The organism is Variovorax sp. ISS6 (assembly GCF_056523145.1).
On record NZ_JAWRZC010000001.1, the window covers coordinates 6768070 to 6782472 of the forward strand.

The following is a 14403-nucleotide window of genomic DNA, read 5'->3' on the forward strand; positions in this document are numbered from 1 at the left end:
CAAATAAGTGGGCGGACTATATACTTGAACAATCAAGCATGTCTAGATGAAAACCCTGAGCCAAGAACACGACCTCGAGAAGGCCATTCCCTTCCTGCTGGCACGCGCCGGCGCGCGCATGGGCAATGCCTTCGCCAAGGCCCTCAAGCCCTATGGGCTGAGCCTCAGCGAGTGGCGCGTGTGCGCCTCGCTGCAGCACACGCCGCGCCAGACGCTCTCGGAGCTGGCGACGCATGCCTCGACCGACCTGTCGGCGCTGTCGCGCATCGTCGACCGCCTGGCGGCCAACGAGCTGGTGATGCGGGAGAAGTGCGACACCGACAAGCGCGCGGTGCGCATCGCGCTGACCGAGCGCGGGCTCGCGCTCACGCTCGAGCTGATCCCGCTCGCGCAGCACTACGAGGCGGTCGCGATCTCCGACTTCAGCCCGGCCGAAGTCAAGACCCTGCGCGCGATGCTGCTGCGGCTGTACGCGAACGCGACGCCGCTGGCCTGAGGAGTTGGCTCAGGCCGGTTCGACGCGCACCGTCGAGGCCGCGCGCGCCTGCGCGATCGCGAAGCGCACCGGCAGGAAGCGCTCGATCACCGCGCAGTTGGTGCGCGTGTGCTCGGTCACCTCGCTGCAGGTGAACGCCGCGCCGCGGCCGCTCTGCCAGCAGGCCAGCGCCAGCAGCAGCGCGAGCTGGTCGGCCAGGTGCGGCCCGACCGCCGCCTCGCTCTTGAGGAAGTCGCGCAGTTCCTTCACCAGCGCATGCGCCACCTGCTCGGCGCTCAGCGTCTTCTCGCCGAAGGCCGTGAACACCTCGGTCACCTCGGCATGCACCAGCGTCGCGATCAGCGCATTGCCCGGGCCCTCGTTCTGCCGCGTGGCGCCGTAGCGCAGCTGCTCGCCGGTCCAGCCCATCGCCGCGCCCAGGGTCTCGAGTTCGCGCGTCATCACATGGCGCGCGATGCCCGGCGCCAGGCATTCGGCATGGCGCTCCAGCGCCTCGCCGCGCGAGAGCAGGTCGAAGGGCTGCAGCGCACCGGCCGCCGGCACGATGTCGGCCTCGACCTCGCCACCGCCGGCCGGATAGAAGCCATGGCGGCGCAGCTGCAGTCGCAGGTCGGCGCCGAGGCGGCGCACCAGCGGCGCAAAGGCGCGCTCGAGGAAATGGAACGGCGGCGCCATCGGGTTGTGCGTACCGCCGCTCAGATGCAGCCGGCTCGCAGCACCCGCCAGCAGCAGCGGCGGCAGCACGGTCTGCAGCACCAGCATGCAGCTGCCAGCGCCCGAGATCGCGAAGCGGTACTCGCCCGCGCGCACCGGGCCCGGCGCGAAGCGCAGCGACTGCGAACCGAGTTCGGCGCCCTCGACGGCCGCGCCGCTGATGGCGGCGGCCGCCTTCACGCACGCGAGGTGCTGGCGCATCAGGCCCGGCTTGGCTCGGCCGGCGCGAATCTTCTCGATGGCCATGGGCCGGCCCGTGACCATCGACAGCGCGAGGCTGGTGCGCAGGATCTGGCCGCCACCCTCGCCTTGGGAGCCGTCGAGCACGACGGTCTGCAACGGCGCCGCATGCGCCTGTTCTCGTTGGATTTCTTCTTCTTTCATGGCTGTTCTTCTTGTAGCGAGCGCATGCATCGCGCGCCCCTGTTCCCATTTTTCTCGGTGTGCCTTCAGCCGCAACCCCGCGACCCATGGCGCACCGCGCTCTTCGCATCGCTAGCCCCGAAGCGCTGCACCGTCTCGCTGAGGAAGGCATCGAGCCCCGACGCATCGGCCGGCGGCAGCGCCGTCACGGGCTCGGCCGCATGCGCGGCCAGCTCCGCCTCGATGAAGGCATGGATGCACGGCCAGCGCGGGCTGGTCGCGGCCTCGCCGGCGCGCATCTTCACCTCGAGCAGCGCGTTGATCTCGTCGATCAGCGCGGCATCGCGCACCGGATCGAGCGTGTGCTGCGCGAGGTCGGCGAAGCGCATCGGCGGCACACCGGGCCGCATGCGGATCCAGCGCGCGGCCAGCAGCGGGCGCAGCACGTAGAGGTACTTCTTGTAGCGCACCGTCTCGGCCTGCAGGTGCTCGCGGAAGTTCTTCTTCGCCATCGAGGCGTAGTGATGCCAGCCGCGCGCGTTGGAGAACACGGCCTCCGACAGCGCGCGGAAACGCGGCATCGCCTGCGCGTCCTCGCGGTAGACGATCGGCGAGCGCAGCCACTCGAGCAGCGTCGGGTTCGATTCGCGCATCAGTCCCAGTGCCTTGCGCAGGTCCCAGCCGTTGATGTCGAGCTCGCCGCTGATCGGCAGCTCGATCACGTCGCGCCGCGGCGTCACCGTCAGGTACCACGGCAGGCGGTTCACGTAGATGAAGCGCACGTCGTAGTCGCTGTCGGGCGAGGCGAAGCCCCAGCCGCGGCTGCCCGATTCGCAGGCGAACAGCACCGTGACCTCGTGCCGGGCCTCGATGGCGGCGAGTTCCTCCATGATCTGCGCGCGCATGGCGGGCTCGACCGGGTGGGCCGAGCGGATGCGCTCCTCGTTTCGTTGCGGTTCCATCGTTGTCCTTTCCCTCTCGTTCGTCATTCAATCCGTCGTGCTCGCCATCACCGCGGCCAGCGTGCCGCGCCGCGGATTCCACACGGTGAAGCACCAGATGCCCCACCACTCCTTGCCGTCCTCGAAATACGCACTCCACGTGCTGCGCTCGGGCTCGCGCTCCGGATCGCCGACCCAATCGAGCAGCACGAGGCCTTCGTCCGGCAGCAGCCCGATGGCCTCGCAGAAGCGCGGGAACAGCGTGGCTCGCTCGGCTTCGTCGGCCACCGTCAACGGATACGGCGGATCGCCGAAGGCTTGGCAGAGCCACTCGAACCAGTCCACCTCGTCGAGCTCGCGCGTGTGCGCGATGCGATGGTTCGGTGGATAGCTGTCGGCCGCGACCACCGCCGCCGCGTCGAGCCGCGTCGCGCTTGCGCTCGCCACGTCGAAGGCCCGTTGCGCATCGAAGCTGGCCGGCTGCAGGGACGGGTTCTTTTCCATGGCCTCGCGCCAGTGGCGTTCGGCCCGCGCCATCGTTTCCTCGCCCAGCCGCCGCAACACCTCGCGGTGATGCGCTTCGCCCACCACCGGTGCCTCGCCGGCCACGCGGCAGACGCTGAACTCGAACACCACGCCCACGCGCTGCAGCGTGGCGCGCAGCGCGTCGTGGGCGGCCGCCGCCTCCGATGCCATCGGCACGACCTCGTCCTTCGATGCGCTCATTCCGGCTTTCTCCCGAATCGTTGGGCCCACTGGCGGACCTCCTTGTCCGCATGGGCGTTCAAGGCCGCGACCTGCGCCGGCCCGGGCGCGAGACCCAGGCAATGCGCCACCGCCAGCCATCGCAACAGCCGATGATGCCCTTCGCCGCGCCGCGCGAACTCCGCTTCGCCGCATGCCGCAAGGCGCGCCGATGGAATGGCAGCCAGAAAGGCACGCCAGTTCCACGGGTTCGCATGGCCGCGCAGGCAGGCTTCGAGTGCCCAGTCCTCGTCGGCGGGATGGCGCAGCTTCGCGGCCAGCGCCTCGACCGCCGCCTGCGCGCCCTGCCGCTCCCAGCTGTTCCACGACGGTTGCCAGGCATCGACCAGCGCGCGCAGCCGCGCGAGATCGGCCGCCGAACCCCAATGGCCCAGTGCCTCGACCGCCAGCGTGCGCAGGCCCCACCACTTGCTCTCGAGCGCGGCATCGACCTCGGCGCGCGCCGCGGGCGTTGCGGGTGCGCCGGCGAACGCACGCAGCCGTTGCGACATCACGCCCAGCAGGTTCGCGCCCTCGCCTTCGCGCGAGGCGGACCGCGCCGCGCACAGCGCCCGCCGGCATGGCAGGCAGCGCACCGCGCGGCTGTCGATGCTGGCGTGCATCGTCTCGTACCACCACTTCTGCTGCTTGGCCGTCCACACCTGCTCGGCACCGCAGTCGCGGCAGGTGAAGGCGCGGTCGACGTAATAGGTGGGCAGCGCGCCATAGGTGTTGTTGTGGCGTGCCAGCACCGCCACGTCGGCAGGCTCGAGGCCCGGCGCGCGCCGCGACGGCAGGTGCCGCTGGTCGGGCAGGCGCAGTTGCGCCTCGATGCGCGCCGCGCGCTCGAGGCGGCGGCCGCGGATCTCGGCGCGGCGTTGCTTGTTGCTCTTCATCTCGTCGTCCTCGTTCGGTCTCTCTGAAAAAGGGAGGCCGATCGGGACGACCTCCTTGCACTAACCCTTCACGCACACCACCTGCTTGAGCGTGTAGACCACCTCCACCAGGTCCTTCTGCGCGTCCATCACCGCGTCGATGTCCTTGTAGGCCATCGGGATCTCGTCGATCACGTCGGCGTCCTTGCGGCATTCCACGCCCTCGGTCGCGGCGATCTGGTCGGCGATCGTGAACAGCTTCTTCGCCTTGGTACGGCTCATCTTTCGACCGGCGCCGTGGCTGCAGCTCATGAAGCTCTCGGGGTTGCCCTTGCCGCGCACGATGTAGCTCTTGGCGCCCATGCTGCCGGGGATGATCCCGAGCTCGCCGGCCTTCGCACTCACCGCGCCCTTGCGGGTCACGAGCACGTCCTCGCCGAAGTGCGTTTCGCGGCTCACGTAGTTGTGGTGGCAGTTCACCGCTTCCACGTGCGCCTCGAAGGGCTTCGCGATGACCTTGCGCGCGGCCGCGACCACGCGCTGCATCATCACCTCGCGGTTCGCACGCGCGAACTTCTGGGCCCAGCCCACCGCGCGCACGTAGTCGCCGAAGTACCGGGCGCCTTCCTGGAAGTACGCCAGGTCCTGGTCGGGCAGGTTGCGCTGGTGCTGCTCGGCGTCCTTCTTCGCGAGTTCGATGAAGTGCGTGCCGATCGCGTTGCCCACGCCACGCGAACCCGAGTGCAGCATGAACCACACCGAACCCGCCTCGTCGAGGCAGACCTCGATGAAGTGGTTGCCGGTCCCCAGCGTTCCCAGGTGCTTGTGGTTGTTCGTGTTCTTGATGCGCGGGTAGTCCTCGCAGATCGCATCGAACTCATCCACCAGCTTGGCCCAGGCGGCGTCGGTTTCGTCGGGCGGCGTTTCCCACGAGCCCTTGTCGCGGCCCATGCGCTTGGGGTTCGAGCCGTGCGGCACGGCCTTCTCGATCGCCGAGCGCAGCGGGCCCAGGTTGTCGGGCAGGTCGTTGGCATGCAGCGTGGTCTTGCACGCCATCATTCCGCAGCCGATGTCCACGCCCACCGCGGCCGGGATGATGGCCTTGAAGGTCGGGATCACCGAACCCACGGTCGCGCCGATGCCGTAGTGCACGTCGGGCATGGCCGCGATGTGCTTGAACACGATCGGCAGGCGAGCCGCGTTCTCGAGCTGCTTGCGCGCCTCGTCTTCCACGGGCACGCCGCGGGTCCACATCTTCACGGGCACGCCGTTGGGGACTTCGTGCAGGTTGTAGTTCTGTTCTTTCATTTTTCTCTCCGTCTATCTGTTCTTCACGATCATTCTGGTGGACACGGCGGGATTCGAACCCGCATCAATACGGCGACCGTGGTGCTTGAATCCAGCGGCCCAGTCGACGATTGGAAACGCGCGCCAGTGACAGACCCGTCATCGGAGCCAGCACCTGCATCCTCAACCTTGCTCGTCGACCGACTTGCCCGCCGTACCTGGTCTTACCCAGGCTGCCGGCAACATCAACATTTTTGGCAGTGGCGCTCCCTTCAATGCCTGCGTGCCCTTAACCCTCATCTCCCGTCGCTCAAGCCCCGTTCGGCCGCAGCGTCACGAGCCCGTTGAGCACCTGGTCCAGGCCGCCGACCACCGAGATCTTGTCGATCCGCTCGGCCACGCGTTCCAGCGTCTCGAGTTCCTTCATCCGCAATGCGACAGGGTTGCCCTCCATCACTTTCGCGGTGTTCAGCAGCGAGCGCGTGGCCGCGGTTTCCTCGCGGCGGCGGATCACGTTGGCCTGGGCCGATTTCTCGGCCTCCACCACCTGCGCGAGGATGGTCTTCATCTCGCCCGGCAGGATGATGTCCTTCACGCCCACGCTCTCGAGCACGACACCCGAACCCTCGAGCCGTTCGCGCACCTGCGCCAGCACCGTCTGGTCGATGGCCGCCTTGTTCTCCAGCAGCGCATCGAGCGTCTGTTCGCCCACCGCGGCGCGCAGACCGAACTGCAATTCGCGGTAGACATGCTCGGCCGGCTTCGGCATCTGGGCCAGGGCCTGCCGCACGTCGGCGAAGCGCCACACCGCCGACAGGTTCAGCCGCAGCCCGACCTTGTCGCGGGTCAGGATCTCCTGGCCGCTCACTTCCGCGATCTGCGAACGCAGATCGATGCAGCTCACCGCCACCTGGCGGTTGAAGCGCCAGAAGCCGTGGTTGCCCGCCGGCAGCAGCGCCTGCATCTGGCCCTCGAGCGTCAGCACGCCGACGTGGAACTCGGGCACCTGCACCAGCAGCACGCCTTCGAGGCCCTGCACCGCACGCGGACGCAGCGCCACGCTCTGCAGCTTCGAGAGCAGATCGGCCGGCAGGCGCGCATCGACCGCCACGTCGACCACGTCGACGCGCTGCTCGCGCAGCCCGCGCCAGTACAGCTTGCGCGTTGCGGGCGGCAGGATCTGCACCAGCACACCGTCCTCGTGGCGCAGGCCCACCTGGGTCTCGCCCAAGGAAACCTGCACGAACTCGCGTGCCACCAGTTCGGGCTCGCGCGCCAGGAAGTAATCGGCCAGTTCGTGCTCGAACACCGGCTCGCCGAGCGCGAAGCGCTCGAGCTTCACGGTATCGAAGCCCGCGAAGACGCGATGCTTTCCCGGGCCGAGCAATTGCTCGAAATCGCCGTTGCGCAGCAGCAGCGCGCGCTCGTTCTTCTTGATGGTGATCTGGTGGAAGCCCAACATTTCTTCTCTCCTACTTCGCTTTTCGTTCGTTTCGTCGTCTTGTTCCTGGCAATGAATCCAGACCCTCGAAAGGGCAGGCGGCGGGCCTCGCGGTCGCCAGGGGCTGCAGCGCGGCGCTCGCGCGGTCCGGTGGTGACTCCTGTCGTCGCGATCGCAACGCCCTCCTCACCTTCCTCGCCGTCGATGGCCGCGCGCAGTTCCCTGACGCACGCACGGTGCGCAAGCCGCCTGCGCTTGGCACGGTGTCGCGCGCCGCAGGGCCGGGGCCCTGCGCCATCGCTCCGGTGTGCCGGGGCGGGGGGCTTTCGCCCCATCAGATGGCGGTGCACGCACCGCCGGGTGTTTCGCGGGAATCGAACCCGCAACGCCATGTGATCCACACGGTGCTCAACCATGAGCAAACTGGATCGAGTCCAGTCGCCAGGCAGTTCAACAGCGGCATACCGCCGACCCAAGACAGGTCTGGCCTGCGGCACCGGACCGCTTTCATGCGGTACCTGCGAGCGGATGAACTGCATCCGGACGGGTTCTTCATTGCAGGCCGCGTGCCACGTCGCGGCAATCCGCGGCACGGAGCGGCCGGAAGCACGCAAGTCATTGATATTCCTGGGGAAAACTTCTTTCCCTTCTTTGACACCTCGCAGTCCATCCGGCTAGCATCCAGATAAATTTATAAATTCGGCTAGTTTTTTATCCATGAAACCCATCGTCGTCATCGGCTTCCTCGGCACCCAGCTCGACGCCGGCCAGGGCGCCGGCCGCTGGAGCAAGTGGCGCCCCACCGTCTCGCTCGCGCAGCACGAGGACATGGTGGTGGCGCGCATGGAGCTGCTCTACACGCTCAAGCACAAGACGCTGGCCGAGCTCGTCAAGGCCGACATCGCGGCCGTCTCGCCCGAAACCACGGTCAACCTGGTGCCGATGGATCTGGCCGACCCCTGGGATTTCGGCGAGGTCTACTCGCGCCTGTACGACTGGGCACGCACCTATCCCTTCGACACCGAGCGCGAGCAGTACTGGTCGCACATCACCACCGGCACCCATGTCGCGCAGATCTGCATGTTCCTGCTGTCCGAGTCGCGCACCATCCCTGGCGTGCTGGCCCAGACCTCGCCGCCGCGGCGCCAGCGCGAGGGCGAGGCCGGCAAGTGCGTGCTGATCGACCTCGACCTCTCGCGCTACGACGTCATCGCGCGCCGCTTCGACGCCGAGCAGCGCGACGCGGTCGCCTTCCTCAAGAGCGGCATCGCCACGCGCAACGCGCGCTTCAACGCACTCATCGACGAGATCGAGCGCGTGGCGGTGCGCTCGCGCGCGCCGATCCTGCTGGTGGGCCCGACGGGCGCGGGCAAGTCCTTCCTCGCGCGGCGCATGTTCGAGCTCAAGCAGTCGCGCCACCAGGCCACGGGCGCCTTCGTCGAGGTCAACTGCGCCACCCTGCGTGGCGACGGTGCCGCCTCCACCTTGTTCGGCCACAAGAAGGGCTCGTTCACCGGCGCCGCGAGCGAGCGCGCCGGCCTGCTGCGCACGGCGCACCAGGGCGTGCTCTTCCTCGACGAGATCGGCGAGCTGGGCCTCGACGAGCAGGCCATGCTGCTCAAGGCGATCGAGGAGAAGCGCTTCTTCCCCGTCGGGGCCGACAAGGAGGTCGAGAGCGACTTCCAGCTCATCGCCGGCACCAACCGCGACCTGCGCAGCGATGTGGCCGAGGGGCGCTTCCGCGAAGACCTGTTCGCACGCATCAACCTCTGGACCTACGACCTGCCGGGCCTCGCGCAACGCCCCGAGGACATCGAGCCCAACGTCGACCACCTGCTGGCGCTGCATGCCACCGAGAACCACCGCGTGGTACGCTTCAACGCCGAGGCGCGCGCCGCCTACCTGCGCTTCGCCCAGAGCCCCGAGGCGCTGTGGAGCGGCAACTTCCGCGATCTCTCGGCCAGCGTCACGCGGCTGGCCACGCTGGCCGATGGCGGACGCATCCCGGTCGCGCTGGTCGAGGCCGAGATCGCGCGGCTGCGCTGGCTGTGGAAGCGCGCGCAGCCGGCACTGTTTGCGGACGAGTCGCAGGCCGTCGACCTCGATGCGCTGCTCGGCGAGGCGCGTGCCGCTTCGCTCGACCTGTTCGATCGGCTGCAACTCGAGGCCGTACTGCGCGTGTGCCGGAAGTCGCGCAGCCTGTCGGAAGCGGGGAGGCAGCTGTTCCAGGCCTCGCGAGCGCAGCGCAGCGTGGTGAACGATGCGGATCGGTTGCGCAAGTACCTCGCGAAGTTCGGGCTGGAATGGGGCACCATGACGAGCGCATGAACAAAGCATCGAACCCATGACCGAGATCTACATCAGCACCGACGTCGAATCCGACGGCCCCATCCCCGGCCCGCATTCGATGCTGAGCTTCGGCTCGGCCGCCTACACGGCCGACAAGAAGCTGGTGTCCACCTTCAGCGCCAACCTGCACACCCTGCCCGGCGCCGAGGCCGACCCGAAGACCGCCGCGTGGTGGCGGACGCAGCCCGAAGCCTGGGCCGCCTGCCGCAGCGACCCGCAGGAACCCGCGCACGCGATGAAGAACTACGTGGCCTGGCTCAAGGGCCTGAAGGCGCGGCCGGTCTTCGTGGCCTACCCGGCGGGCTTCGACTTCCTGTTCGTCTACTGGTACCTGATGCGCTTCGCGGGCGAGAGCCCGTTCAGCCATTCGGCGCTCGACGTCAAGTCCTTCGCCATGGCCCTGCTGAAGACCGACTACCGCGACAGCACCAAGCGCGCGATGCCGCGGCGCTGGTTCGACCCCGGCCTGCCGCACACCCACGTGGCGCTCGACGATGCGATCGAGCAGGGCGCGCTGTTCTGCAACATGCTGGCGGAAAGCCGCGCCGCCACGCCATGAGCGTTCCACGCCGTCTCGCACGCCTGGCCGGCCGCGCGCTGCTCGCGCTGCCCCTGCTGCTGCTCGGCGGTTGCGTCGAGTCGATGTTCTATTACCCCGACCGCGTGCGCTACGAAACGCCCGACGCGCTGGGCCTGCGCTACGAGCGCGTGCGCTTCCAGAGCACCGACGGCACCGCGCTCAGCGGCTGGTTCATTCCGGCCGCGGGCCGCGCCGATCCGCGCGAGGCCAAGGGCACGGTGATCCATTTCCACGGCAATGCGCAGAACATGTCCTCGCACTGGCGCTTCGTCGCCTGGCTGCCGAAGCAGGACTTCAACGTCTTCGTGTTCGACTACCGCGGCTACGGCGACTCCGAAGGCAAGCCCGAGCCCCGCGGCGTGTTCGAGGACTCGGGCAGCGCCATCGATCACATACGCTCGCGCGCCGACGTCGATCCCGCGCGCTTGCTGGTGTTTGGCCAGAGCCTCGGCGGCACCAATGCGATCGCGGCCGTGGGCGCGGGCAACCGCGCCGGCGTGCGCGCGGTGGCGATCGAGTCGACCTTTTATTCCTACTCGTCGATCGCCAACGACAAGGTCTCGGGCGCCGGCCTGCTCGTGGGCGATCGCTACGCCGCCTCGAAGTACATGGCCGCCCTCTCGCCGATCCCGCTGCTGCTGATCCACGGCACGGCCGATGCCGTGATCCCCGTCGAGCACTCGCGGCGCCTGCTGGCCGATGCGCGCGAGCCCAAGCGCCTGATCGAGGTGCCCGGCGCCGGCCATCTCGAGCCGATGAGCGAGGCCCGCTTCGGCACCACCTACCAGCGCGCGCTCGCCGAGTTCTTCGAAGCCGCGCTGGCGACCGTCCCCATCGCACCCACCCCACCCGCCCGATGAAGCACTTCGACGCCACCGCCACCCGCGCCCCGCTGGGCTTCGAGCGCCTCGTGCCCGCGCTGCGCGCCGCCTTCGCGGCCGAGGCCCAGGTACCGCCGCGCCACGTGCACGCCATCGACAACGCGAGCGGCGACAAGGGCACCGTGCTGATCATGCCGGCCTGGAGCGAGGCCGGCTTTCTCGGCATCAAGACCATCAACATCTTTCCGGGCAACGGCGCGCGCGGCCTGCCCGGCCTGCATGCCACCTACGTGCTGTACGACGCGCGCACCGGCGTGCCGCTGGCGCTGATGGACGGCGACGAGCTCACGGCCCGCCGCACGGCCGCCGCCTCTGCCCTCGGCGCCTCGTTTCTCGCGCGCGGCGATGCGCGGCGGCTGCTGGTGCTGGGCACCGGCCGCATCGCGCGCATGCTGCCCGCGGCCCATGCGAGCGTGCGCCCCATCGAGGAAGTAACGGTGTGGAACCACCGCCCCGAGGGCGCCGAGGCACTGGCCGCGCAATGGCGCGCGCAGGGCTGGGCCGGTGCGCGCGCGGCCGCGCCGGGCCCCGAGGGTCTCGAGGCCGCCGTGCGGCAGGCCGACATCGTCAGTTGCGCCACGCTGGCCACCGCGCCGCTGGTGCGCGGCGAATGGCTCGCGCCGGGCTCTCACCTCGACCTGATCGGCAGCTTCACGCCCGCCATGCGCGAGGCCGATGCACGGTGCTTCGAGGACGCGCGCACCTTCATCGACACGCCCGAGGCGCTGACGAAGGCCGGCGACCTGCTCGACGCGATCGCGGCCGGCACGCTGCGCGCCGAGGCGGTGCAAGGCACTCTGGCCGCGCTGTGCCGTGGCGAACGCGGCGGACGCACGCAACCCGACAGCGACGAACGCACGGTCTTCAAGGCCGTCGGCAGCGCACTCGAGGACCTGACCGCCGCCACGCTGGTGTGGCAGTCGTCGTCGGCCGCGGCGCCGCTGTAGACCTATGACTGCATGGCACGCCTAGTGCTTATGGCCAGTCGGCGCCCCGCGACGGCGCGCGCATACGTCAAGCGACGGATGGCGCTTCGCGGGGGAGGCCGTTAATCTGGCACGGCACACAGGGAGACCCACGCATGCTCACCATCGTTCAGAAAGCCGCCATCCTCGGCAAGGCCGGCATCGACGTGCCGGCGCGCCCCGAGGACGACCTGTCGACGCATGGGCTCACGGGCTCGCCGGTGCAGGCCGAGGGCGTTTCGCAGCAGGCCCATGACTGGGGCCGCGCGGTGGAGACGCTGTACGTGAGCTACGTGGCGGCGCGCGCCGCCAAGAGCCTGCGCGACGCCGAGGAGGCGCGGCAGAACGCGATGCTGAGGCGCATGGCATCGGGTTCGCCGCCGCGCACCTCCTTCGCCTGAGCAGGTCCCGGAGCGCCGCGGGCCGCTTGCCGCTTACTTGCCCTGCGCCGCGGTCAGTGCCGGGTTCTGCATCGTCGAGATCACCTTGCTGTTCACGCGCGAGCCGCTCACCACGTTCTGGTCGGGCGCCGCGGCGGCCGCCACGGCTTCGTTGTAGACCTTGGCCGGGTCGGCCATCGGCTTCACCGTTTCGGGGCCGCGCGAGCCACGGGTCACGTTCTGGTCGGCCGCGTGGGCGGTGGCCACGGCCTGCTGGTACATGGCATCGGCGTCGGCCATCGGCTTCACCGTTTCGGGGCCGCGCGAGCCGCGGACCACGTTCTGGTTGGGGGCATGGGCCGTGGCAATGGCTTCGGCTTCGACGGCTTCGCGGCTGCGGCCGCCCGTGGTCTGGGCCTGGACGGAGGCCACGGCCATCACGGCAAAAGCGGCCGCGAGGGCGAGTTGGTAGGAGGTCTTCATGTCGGTTGGATGTCGGAGGAGTTGTTTGGACAGGGTTTTCTTCTAGGGGAAACCCTGAATCACGGTAGCCCTCCTGCAAGGCGAATTGATGACGTCCCCGGGCGGGCGCAGGTTGCCGGGGAGCGCGCCAACCGAGTTGGGCGGGTTCTGCTAGTCAGGGCATCGGCGCGGCGACGGGAGCGGAGAATCGGCCGCGCCCCGCATCGGCGGTCTCTGCCTCCTTCCCTGGTCCATGAAGCCATCCACTCGCCGCACGCAAGACACCACCCTTGCCCGCAACCCATGGGCACGCCTGTGCCTCGCCGCCTGCCTGCTCGTTCTTGCCGGCCAGGGCCGCGCCCAACTCTCGGTGCTGTCGCCTGCCCGGACGCCGTCGACCACCGATCGCAACCTGGGCAGCCTGGCGCGCACGAAGAACGCCCAAGACCTGCCCGCGCCCTCGTCGCCAATCGCCCTCGTGCTGGGCCAGACGACTCGGCAGGAAGCCGAACTCGCCCGGATCGCACAAGGCAGCAGGATCGTCCGATCGGGAAACATGGGCGTCGGCGGCAGCGGCCTCGCCGACTATCACGTGCGCCGTGGCGTGCCCGAGATCGTGCTGGTCGACGTGGCGGGCGTCGACTTCGAGGATTTCACCGTGGCACGTTACTCGTTCATCGAAGGCCTGCTCTACGCCGTCGAGACCCCGCTGCATGCCAGAACGCCTCGCAGCGAAACCCCGTTCAAGGCACTCGATGCAACGCAGTTGCAGGAACTGGCCAGGACGCTGGAGACACGCCATGGTCCGCCCACGCGAAAGGCCTTCAGCCGACGCGCGGGCAGCGAACCCGATGTGCTGACCTGGGACACGGAGCAGGGCACGCTGGAGTTGGTGACCGACGAATTCTTCGCGCACCTGGGTCGATGGGATCCCGCACTGGAAAGGAAGGCGAAGGCCTTGCGGCGGGCGGCTTGCGATCAGGCCCCGGCCTGCTGACGGCACAGATTCGAGACGATGGCAACGGGCGTCTCGCGGGACGCCCGTTGCCGCTTCAGCAGAGCAGGCCCTTGCAGTCGTACGAGGTGGTGAAGATCATGTAGTAGCGATTGTTTTCCTGGTACTGCTGGAAGGCCCTGCTGCCCAGTGCGCCCTCGCGGTTCAGGATCTTCACGAGATCGCGCGCCTGCTCGATGCTGCCTGCTTCCGCCGTCGACATGTATTCCGTGGCGTAGTACTTGAACGTCGATTTCTGGGAGTCGTCCCGCACGAACAGCCCCTGGGTCGTGCCGTCAATGCCGACGGCGACGCCGAACTTGCTGCCGTTCGCTCCCTTTTCGTTCCCCTGCGCGATGGAGCTGGCGTAGGTAGGTGTCACGGGAAGGAGTTCGAAAGAGCACCGCGCCGTGGTCGGCTTCTCGCGCCCCAGCACCAGCGTTATCGACGCCAGATTGCCGTTCTGAGGTGATGTCATGCTGGTGCCGCAATAGCCTTGCTGCCCAAGTCTGTTCACGGACTCGAGGAAGCCCGCCACTTCCGCCCTCGTCTGCGGCAGCTTGCCCGCATCGACGAATTCATACCGGACGTCCTGGCTCGTGCTCTTGCTGAAGATGGTCTTGAACGATCCTTGATCCACGGCCATGGTGTTCGCAGCGATCCGATATCCGTCCGCACCCTGCACCTGGAGGGTGGCCAAGGTATAGGCATCCTGTGTCGACACGGCACGATGCAGATACGTCGCCGAGGGTTCCTGGCTTCGATAGACGGAGCGAACTTCGATGGACGGCGACAGCCTCAGCGGTATCACGGTGTCGACAAGATGACCGGCCATCTCGGGGCTTTGGAGTTCGGCCATGAGTGCGTTGAAATCCAGGCTGTTCGCGCTACCGAGCTTGAAGGAATAGGGCGTCGTCACCATCGGACGCTC

At 68.5% G+C, this 14403-nt stretch carries 15 protein-coding genes; 7 read left to right on the forward strand and 8 right to left on the reverse strand.

Translation table 11 applies throughout. The features are described from left to right. Window positions 1–46: 46 nt before the first annotated feature. Window positions 47–496 carry a MarR family winged helix-turn-helix transcriptional regulator gene (locus AC1HIL_RS31320; RefSeq protein WP_057596600.1) on the forward strand — a complete coding sequence of 150 codons (450 nt, stop codon included), beginning with the start codon at window positions 47–49 and terminating at the stop codon, window positions 494–496. Between the two features lie 9 nt (window positions 497–505). On the opposite strand, the gene rtcA is transcribed toward AC1HIL_RS31320, so the two are convergent. The 6 genes from rtcA to AC1HIL_RS31350 all read right to left on the reverse strand — a co-directional run bounded on the left by rtcA (window position 506) and on the right by AC1HIL_RS31350 (window position 6882). Next, on the reverse strand, window positions 506–1594 hold the full coding sequence (gene rtcA / locus AC1HIL_RS31325; RefSeq protein ID WP_479670806.1) for an RNA 3'-terminal phosphate cyclase: 1089 nt from the start codon (window positions 1592–1594) through the stop codon (window positions 506–508). Between the two features lie 65 nt (window positions 1595–1659). Continuing rightward, complete coding sequence (locus AC1HIL_RS31330; RefSeq protein WP_479670807.1) at window positions 1660–2535, reverse strand: nucleotidyltransferase domain-containing protein; 876 nt, start codon at window positions 2533–2535, stop codon at window positions 1660–1662. A gap of 27 nt (window positions 2536–2562) precedes the next feature. Beyond that, window positions 2563–3240, reverse strand: a complete 678-nt coding sequence (locus AC1HIL_RS31335; RefSeq protein ID WP_479670808.1) for a hypothetical protein — start codon at window positions 3238–3240, stop codon at window positions 2563–2565. Beyond that, window positions 3237–4154, reverse strand: a complete 918-nt coding sequence (locus AC1HIL_RS31340) for a zinc-ribbon domain-containing protein (protein WP_479670809.1) — start codon at window positions 4152–4154, stop codon at window positions 3237–3239. The genes AC1HIL_RS31335 and AC1HIL_RS31340 overlap by 4 nt, the downstream gene beginning before the upstream one ends. Window positions 4155–4214: 60 nt before the next feature. Continuing rightward, window positions 4215–5441 carry an RtcB family protein gene (locus tag AC1HIL_RS31345; RefSeq protein ID WP_479670810.1) on the reverse strand — a complete coding sequence of 409 codons (1227 nt, stop codon included), beginning with the start codon at window positions 5439–5441 and terminating at the stop codon, window positions 4215–4217. 289 nt (window positions 5442–5730) lie between these two features. Beyond that, window positions 5731–6882 (reverse strand): slipin family protein, encoded by a 1152-nt coding sequence (locus tag AC1HIL_RS31350; RefSeq protein ID WP_413762373.1) that lies wholly within the window; start codon window positions 6880–6882, stop codon window positions 5731–5733. A gap of 696 nt (window positions 6883–7578) precedes the next feature. Between AC1HIL_RS31350 and rtcR the strand changes: the two genes are divergently transcribed. From rtcR to AC1HIL_RS31375, 5 genes are all read left to right on the forward strand, one after another. After that, window positions 7579–9189, forward strand: a complete 1611-nt coding sequence (gene rtcR / locus AC1HIL_RS31355; protein WP_479670811.1) for an RNA repair transcriptional activator RtcR — start codon at window positions 7579–7581, stop codon at window positions 9187–9189. A gap of 16 nt (window positions 9190–9205) precedes the next feature. Further along, window positions 9206–9769: a 3'-5' exonuclease family protein gene (locus AC1HIL_RS31360; RefSeq protein WP_413762371.1), complete on the forward strand. Its 564-nt coding sequence runs from the start codon at window positions 9206–9208 to the stop codon at window positions 9767–9769. Further along, window positions 9766–10650, forward strand: a complete 885-nt coding sequence (locus AC1HIL_RS31365) for an alpha/beta hydrolase (protein WP_479670812.1) — start codon at window positions 9766–9768, stop codon at window positions 10648–10650. Before AC1HIL_RS31360 ends, AC1HIL_RS31365 begins: the two co-directional genes overlap by 4 nt. Further along, on the forward strand, window positions 10647–11618 hold the full coding sequence (gene lhpI, locus AC1HIL_RS31370) for a bifunctional Delta(1)-pyrroline-2-carboxylate/Delta(1)-piperideine-2-carboxylate reductase (protein ID WP_479670813.1): 972 nt from the start codon (window positions 10647–10649) through the stop codon (window positions 11616–11618). The genes AC1HIL_RS31365 and lhpI overlap by 4 nt, the downstream gene beginning before the upstream one ends. A gap of 134 nt (window positions 11619–11752) precedes the next feature. After that, entirely contained in the window at window positions 11753–12037 is a 285-nt protein-coding gene (locus tag AC1HIL_RS31375) for a hypothetical protein (protein ID WP_057596906.1), read from the forward strand. 33 nt (window positions 12038–12070) lie between these two features. Here the strand turns inward: AC1HIL_RS31375 and AC1HIL_RS31380 are convergent, their stop codons facing one another. After that, entirely contained in the window at window positions 12071–12499 is a 429-nt protein-coding gene (locus tag AC1HIL_RS31380; RefSeq protein WP_479670814.1) for a hypothetical protein, read from the reverse strand. A 232-nt stretch (window positions 12500–12731) separates the two neighbouring features. Between AC1HIL_RS31380 and AC1HIL_RS31385 the strand changes: the two genes are divergently transcribed. Then, complete coding sequence (locus tag AC1HIL_RS31385) at window positions 12732–13475, forward strand: hypothetical protein (protein WP_479670815.1); 744 nt, start codon at window positions 12732–12734, stop codon at window positions 13473–13475. 55 nt (window positions 13476–13530) lie between these two features. On the opposite strand, the gene AC1HIL_RS31390 is transcribed toward AC1HIL_RS31385, so the two are convergent. Then, the gene (locus AC1HIL_RS31390) at window positions 13531–14394 is read right to left on the reverse strand and encodes a hypothetical protein (protein ID WP_479670816.1); all 864 of its coding nucleotides are present in this window, start codon (window positions 14392–14394) and stop codon (window positions 13531–13533) included. Window positions 14395–14403: the final 9 nt, after the last annotated feature.

Coding starts and splice junctions, on each gene's coding strand:
- AC1HIL_RS31380 (WP_479670814.1), bottom strand. CDS start 12,499: ATGAAGACCTCCTACCAACTCGCCCTCGCGGCCGCTTTTGCCGTGATG.
- AC1HIL_RS31340 (WP_479670809.1), bottom strand. CDS start 4,154: ATGAAGAGCAACAAGCAACGCCGCGCCGAGATCCGCGGCCGCCGCCTC.
- rtcA (WP_479670806.1), bottom strand. CDS start 1,594: ATGAAAGAAGAAGAAATCCAACGAGAACAGGCGCATGCGGCGCCGTTG.
- AC1HIL_RS31320 (WP_057596600.1), top strand. CDS start 47: ATGAAAACCCTGAGCCAAGAACACGACCTCGAGAAGGCCATTCCCTTC.
- AC1HIL_RS31390 (WP_479670816.1), bottom strand. CDS start 14,394: ATGGTGACGACGCCCTATTCCTTCAAGCTCGGTAGCGCGAACAGCCTG.
- AC1HIL_RS31350 (WP_413762373.1), bottom strand. CDS start 6,882: ATGTTGGGCTTCCACCAGATCACCATCAAGAAGAACGAGCGCGCGCTG.
- rtcR (WP_479670811.1), top strand. CDS start 7,579: ATGAAACCCATCGTCGTCATCGGCTTCCTCGGCACCCAGCTCGACGCC.
- AC1HIL_RS31375 (WP_057596906.1), top strand. CDS start 11,753: ATGCTCACCATCGTTCAGAAAGCCGCCATCCTCGGCAAGGCCGGCATC.
- AC1HIL_RS31335 (WP_479670808.1), bottom strand. CDS start 3,240: ATGAGCGCATCGAAGGACGAGGTCGTGCCGATGGCATCGGAGGCGGCG.
- AC1HIL_RS31330 (WP_479670807.1), bottom strand. CDS start 2,535: ATGGAACCGCAACGAAACGAGGAGCGCATCCGCTCGGCCCACCCGGTC.
- AC1HIL_RS31345 (WP_479670810.1), bottom strand. CDS start 5,441: ATGAAAGAACAGAACTACAACCTGCACGAAGTCCCCAACGGCGTGCCC.
- AC1HIL_RS31385 (WP_479670815.1), top strand. CDS start 12,732: ATGAAGCCATCCACTCGCCGCACGCAAGACACCACCCTTGCCCGCAAC.
- AC1HIL_RS31360 (WP_413762371.1), top strand. CDS start 9,206: ATGACCGAGATCTACATCAGCACCGACGTCGAATCCGACGGCCCCATC.
- lhpI (WP_479670813.1), top strand. CDS start 10,647: ATGAAGCACTTCGACGCCACCGCCACCCGCGCCCCGCTGGGCTTCGAG.
- AC1HIL_RS31365 (WP_479670812.1), top strand. CDS start 9,766: ATGAGCGTTCCACGCCGTCTCGCACGCCTGGCCGGCCGCGCGCTGCTC.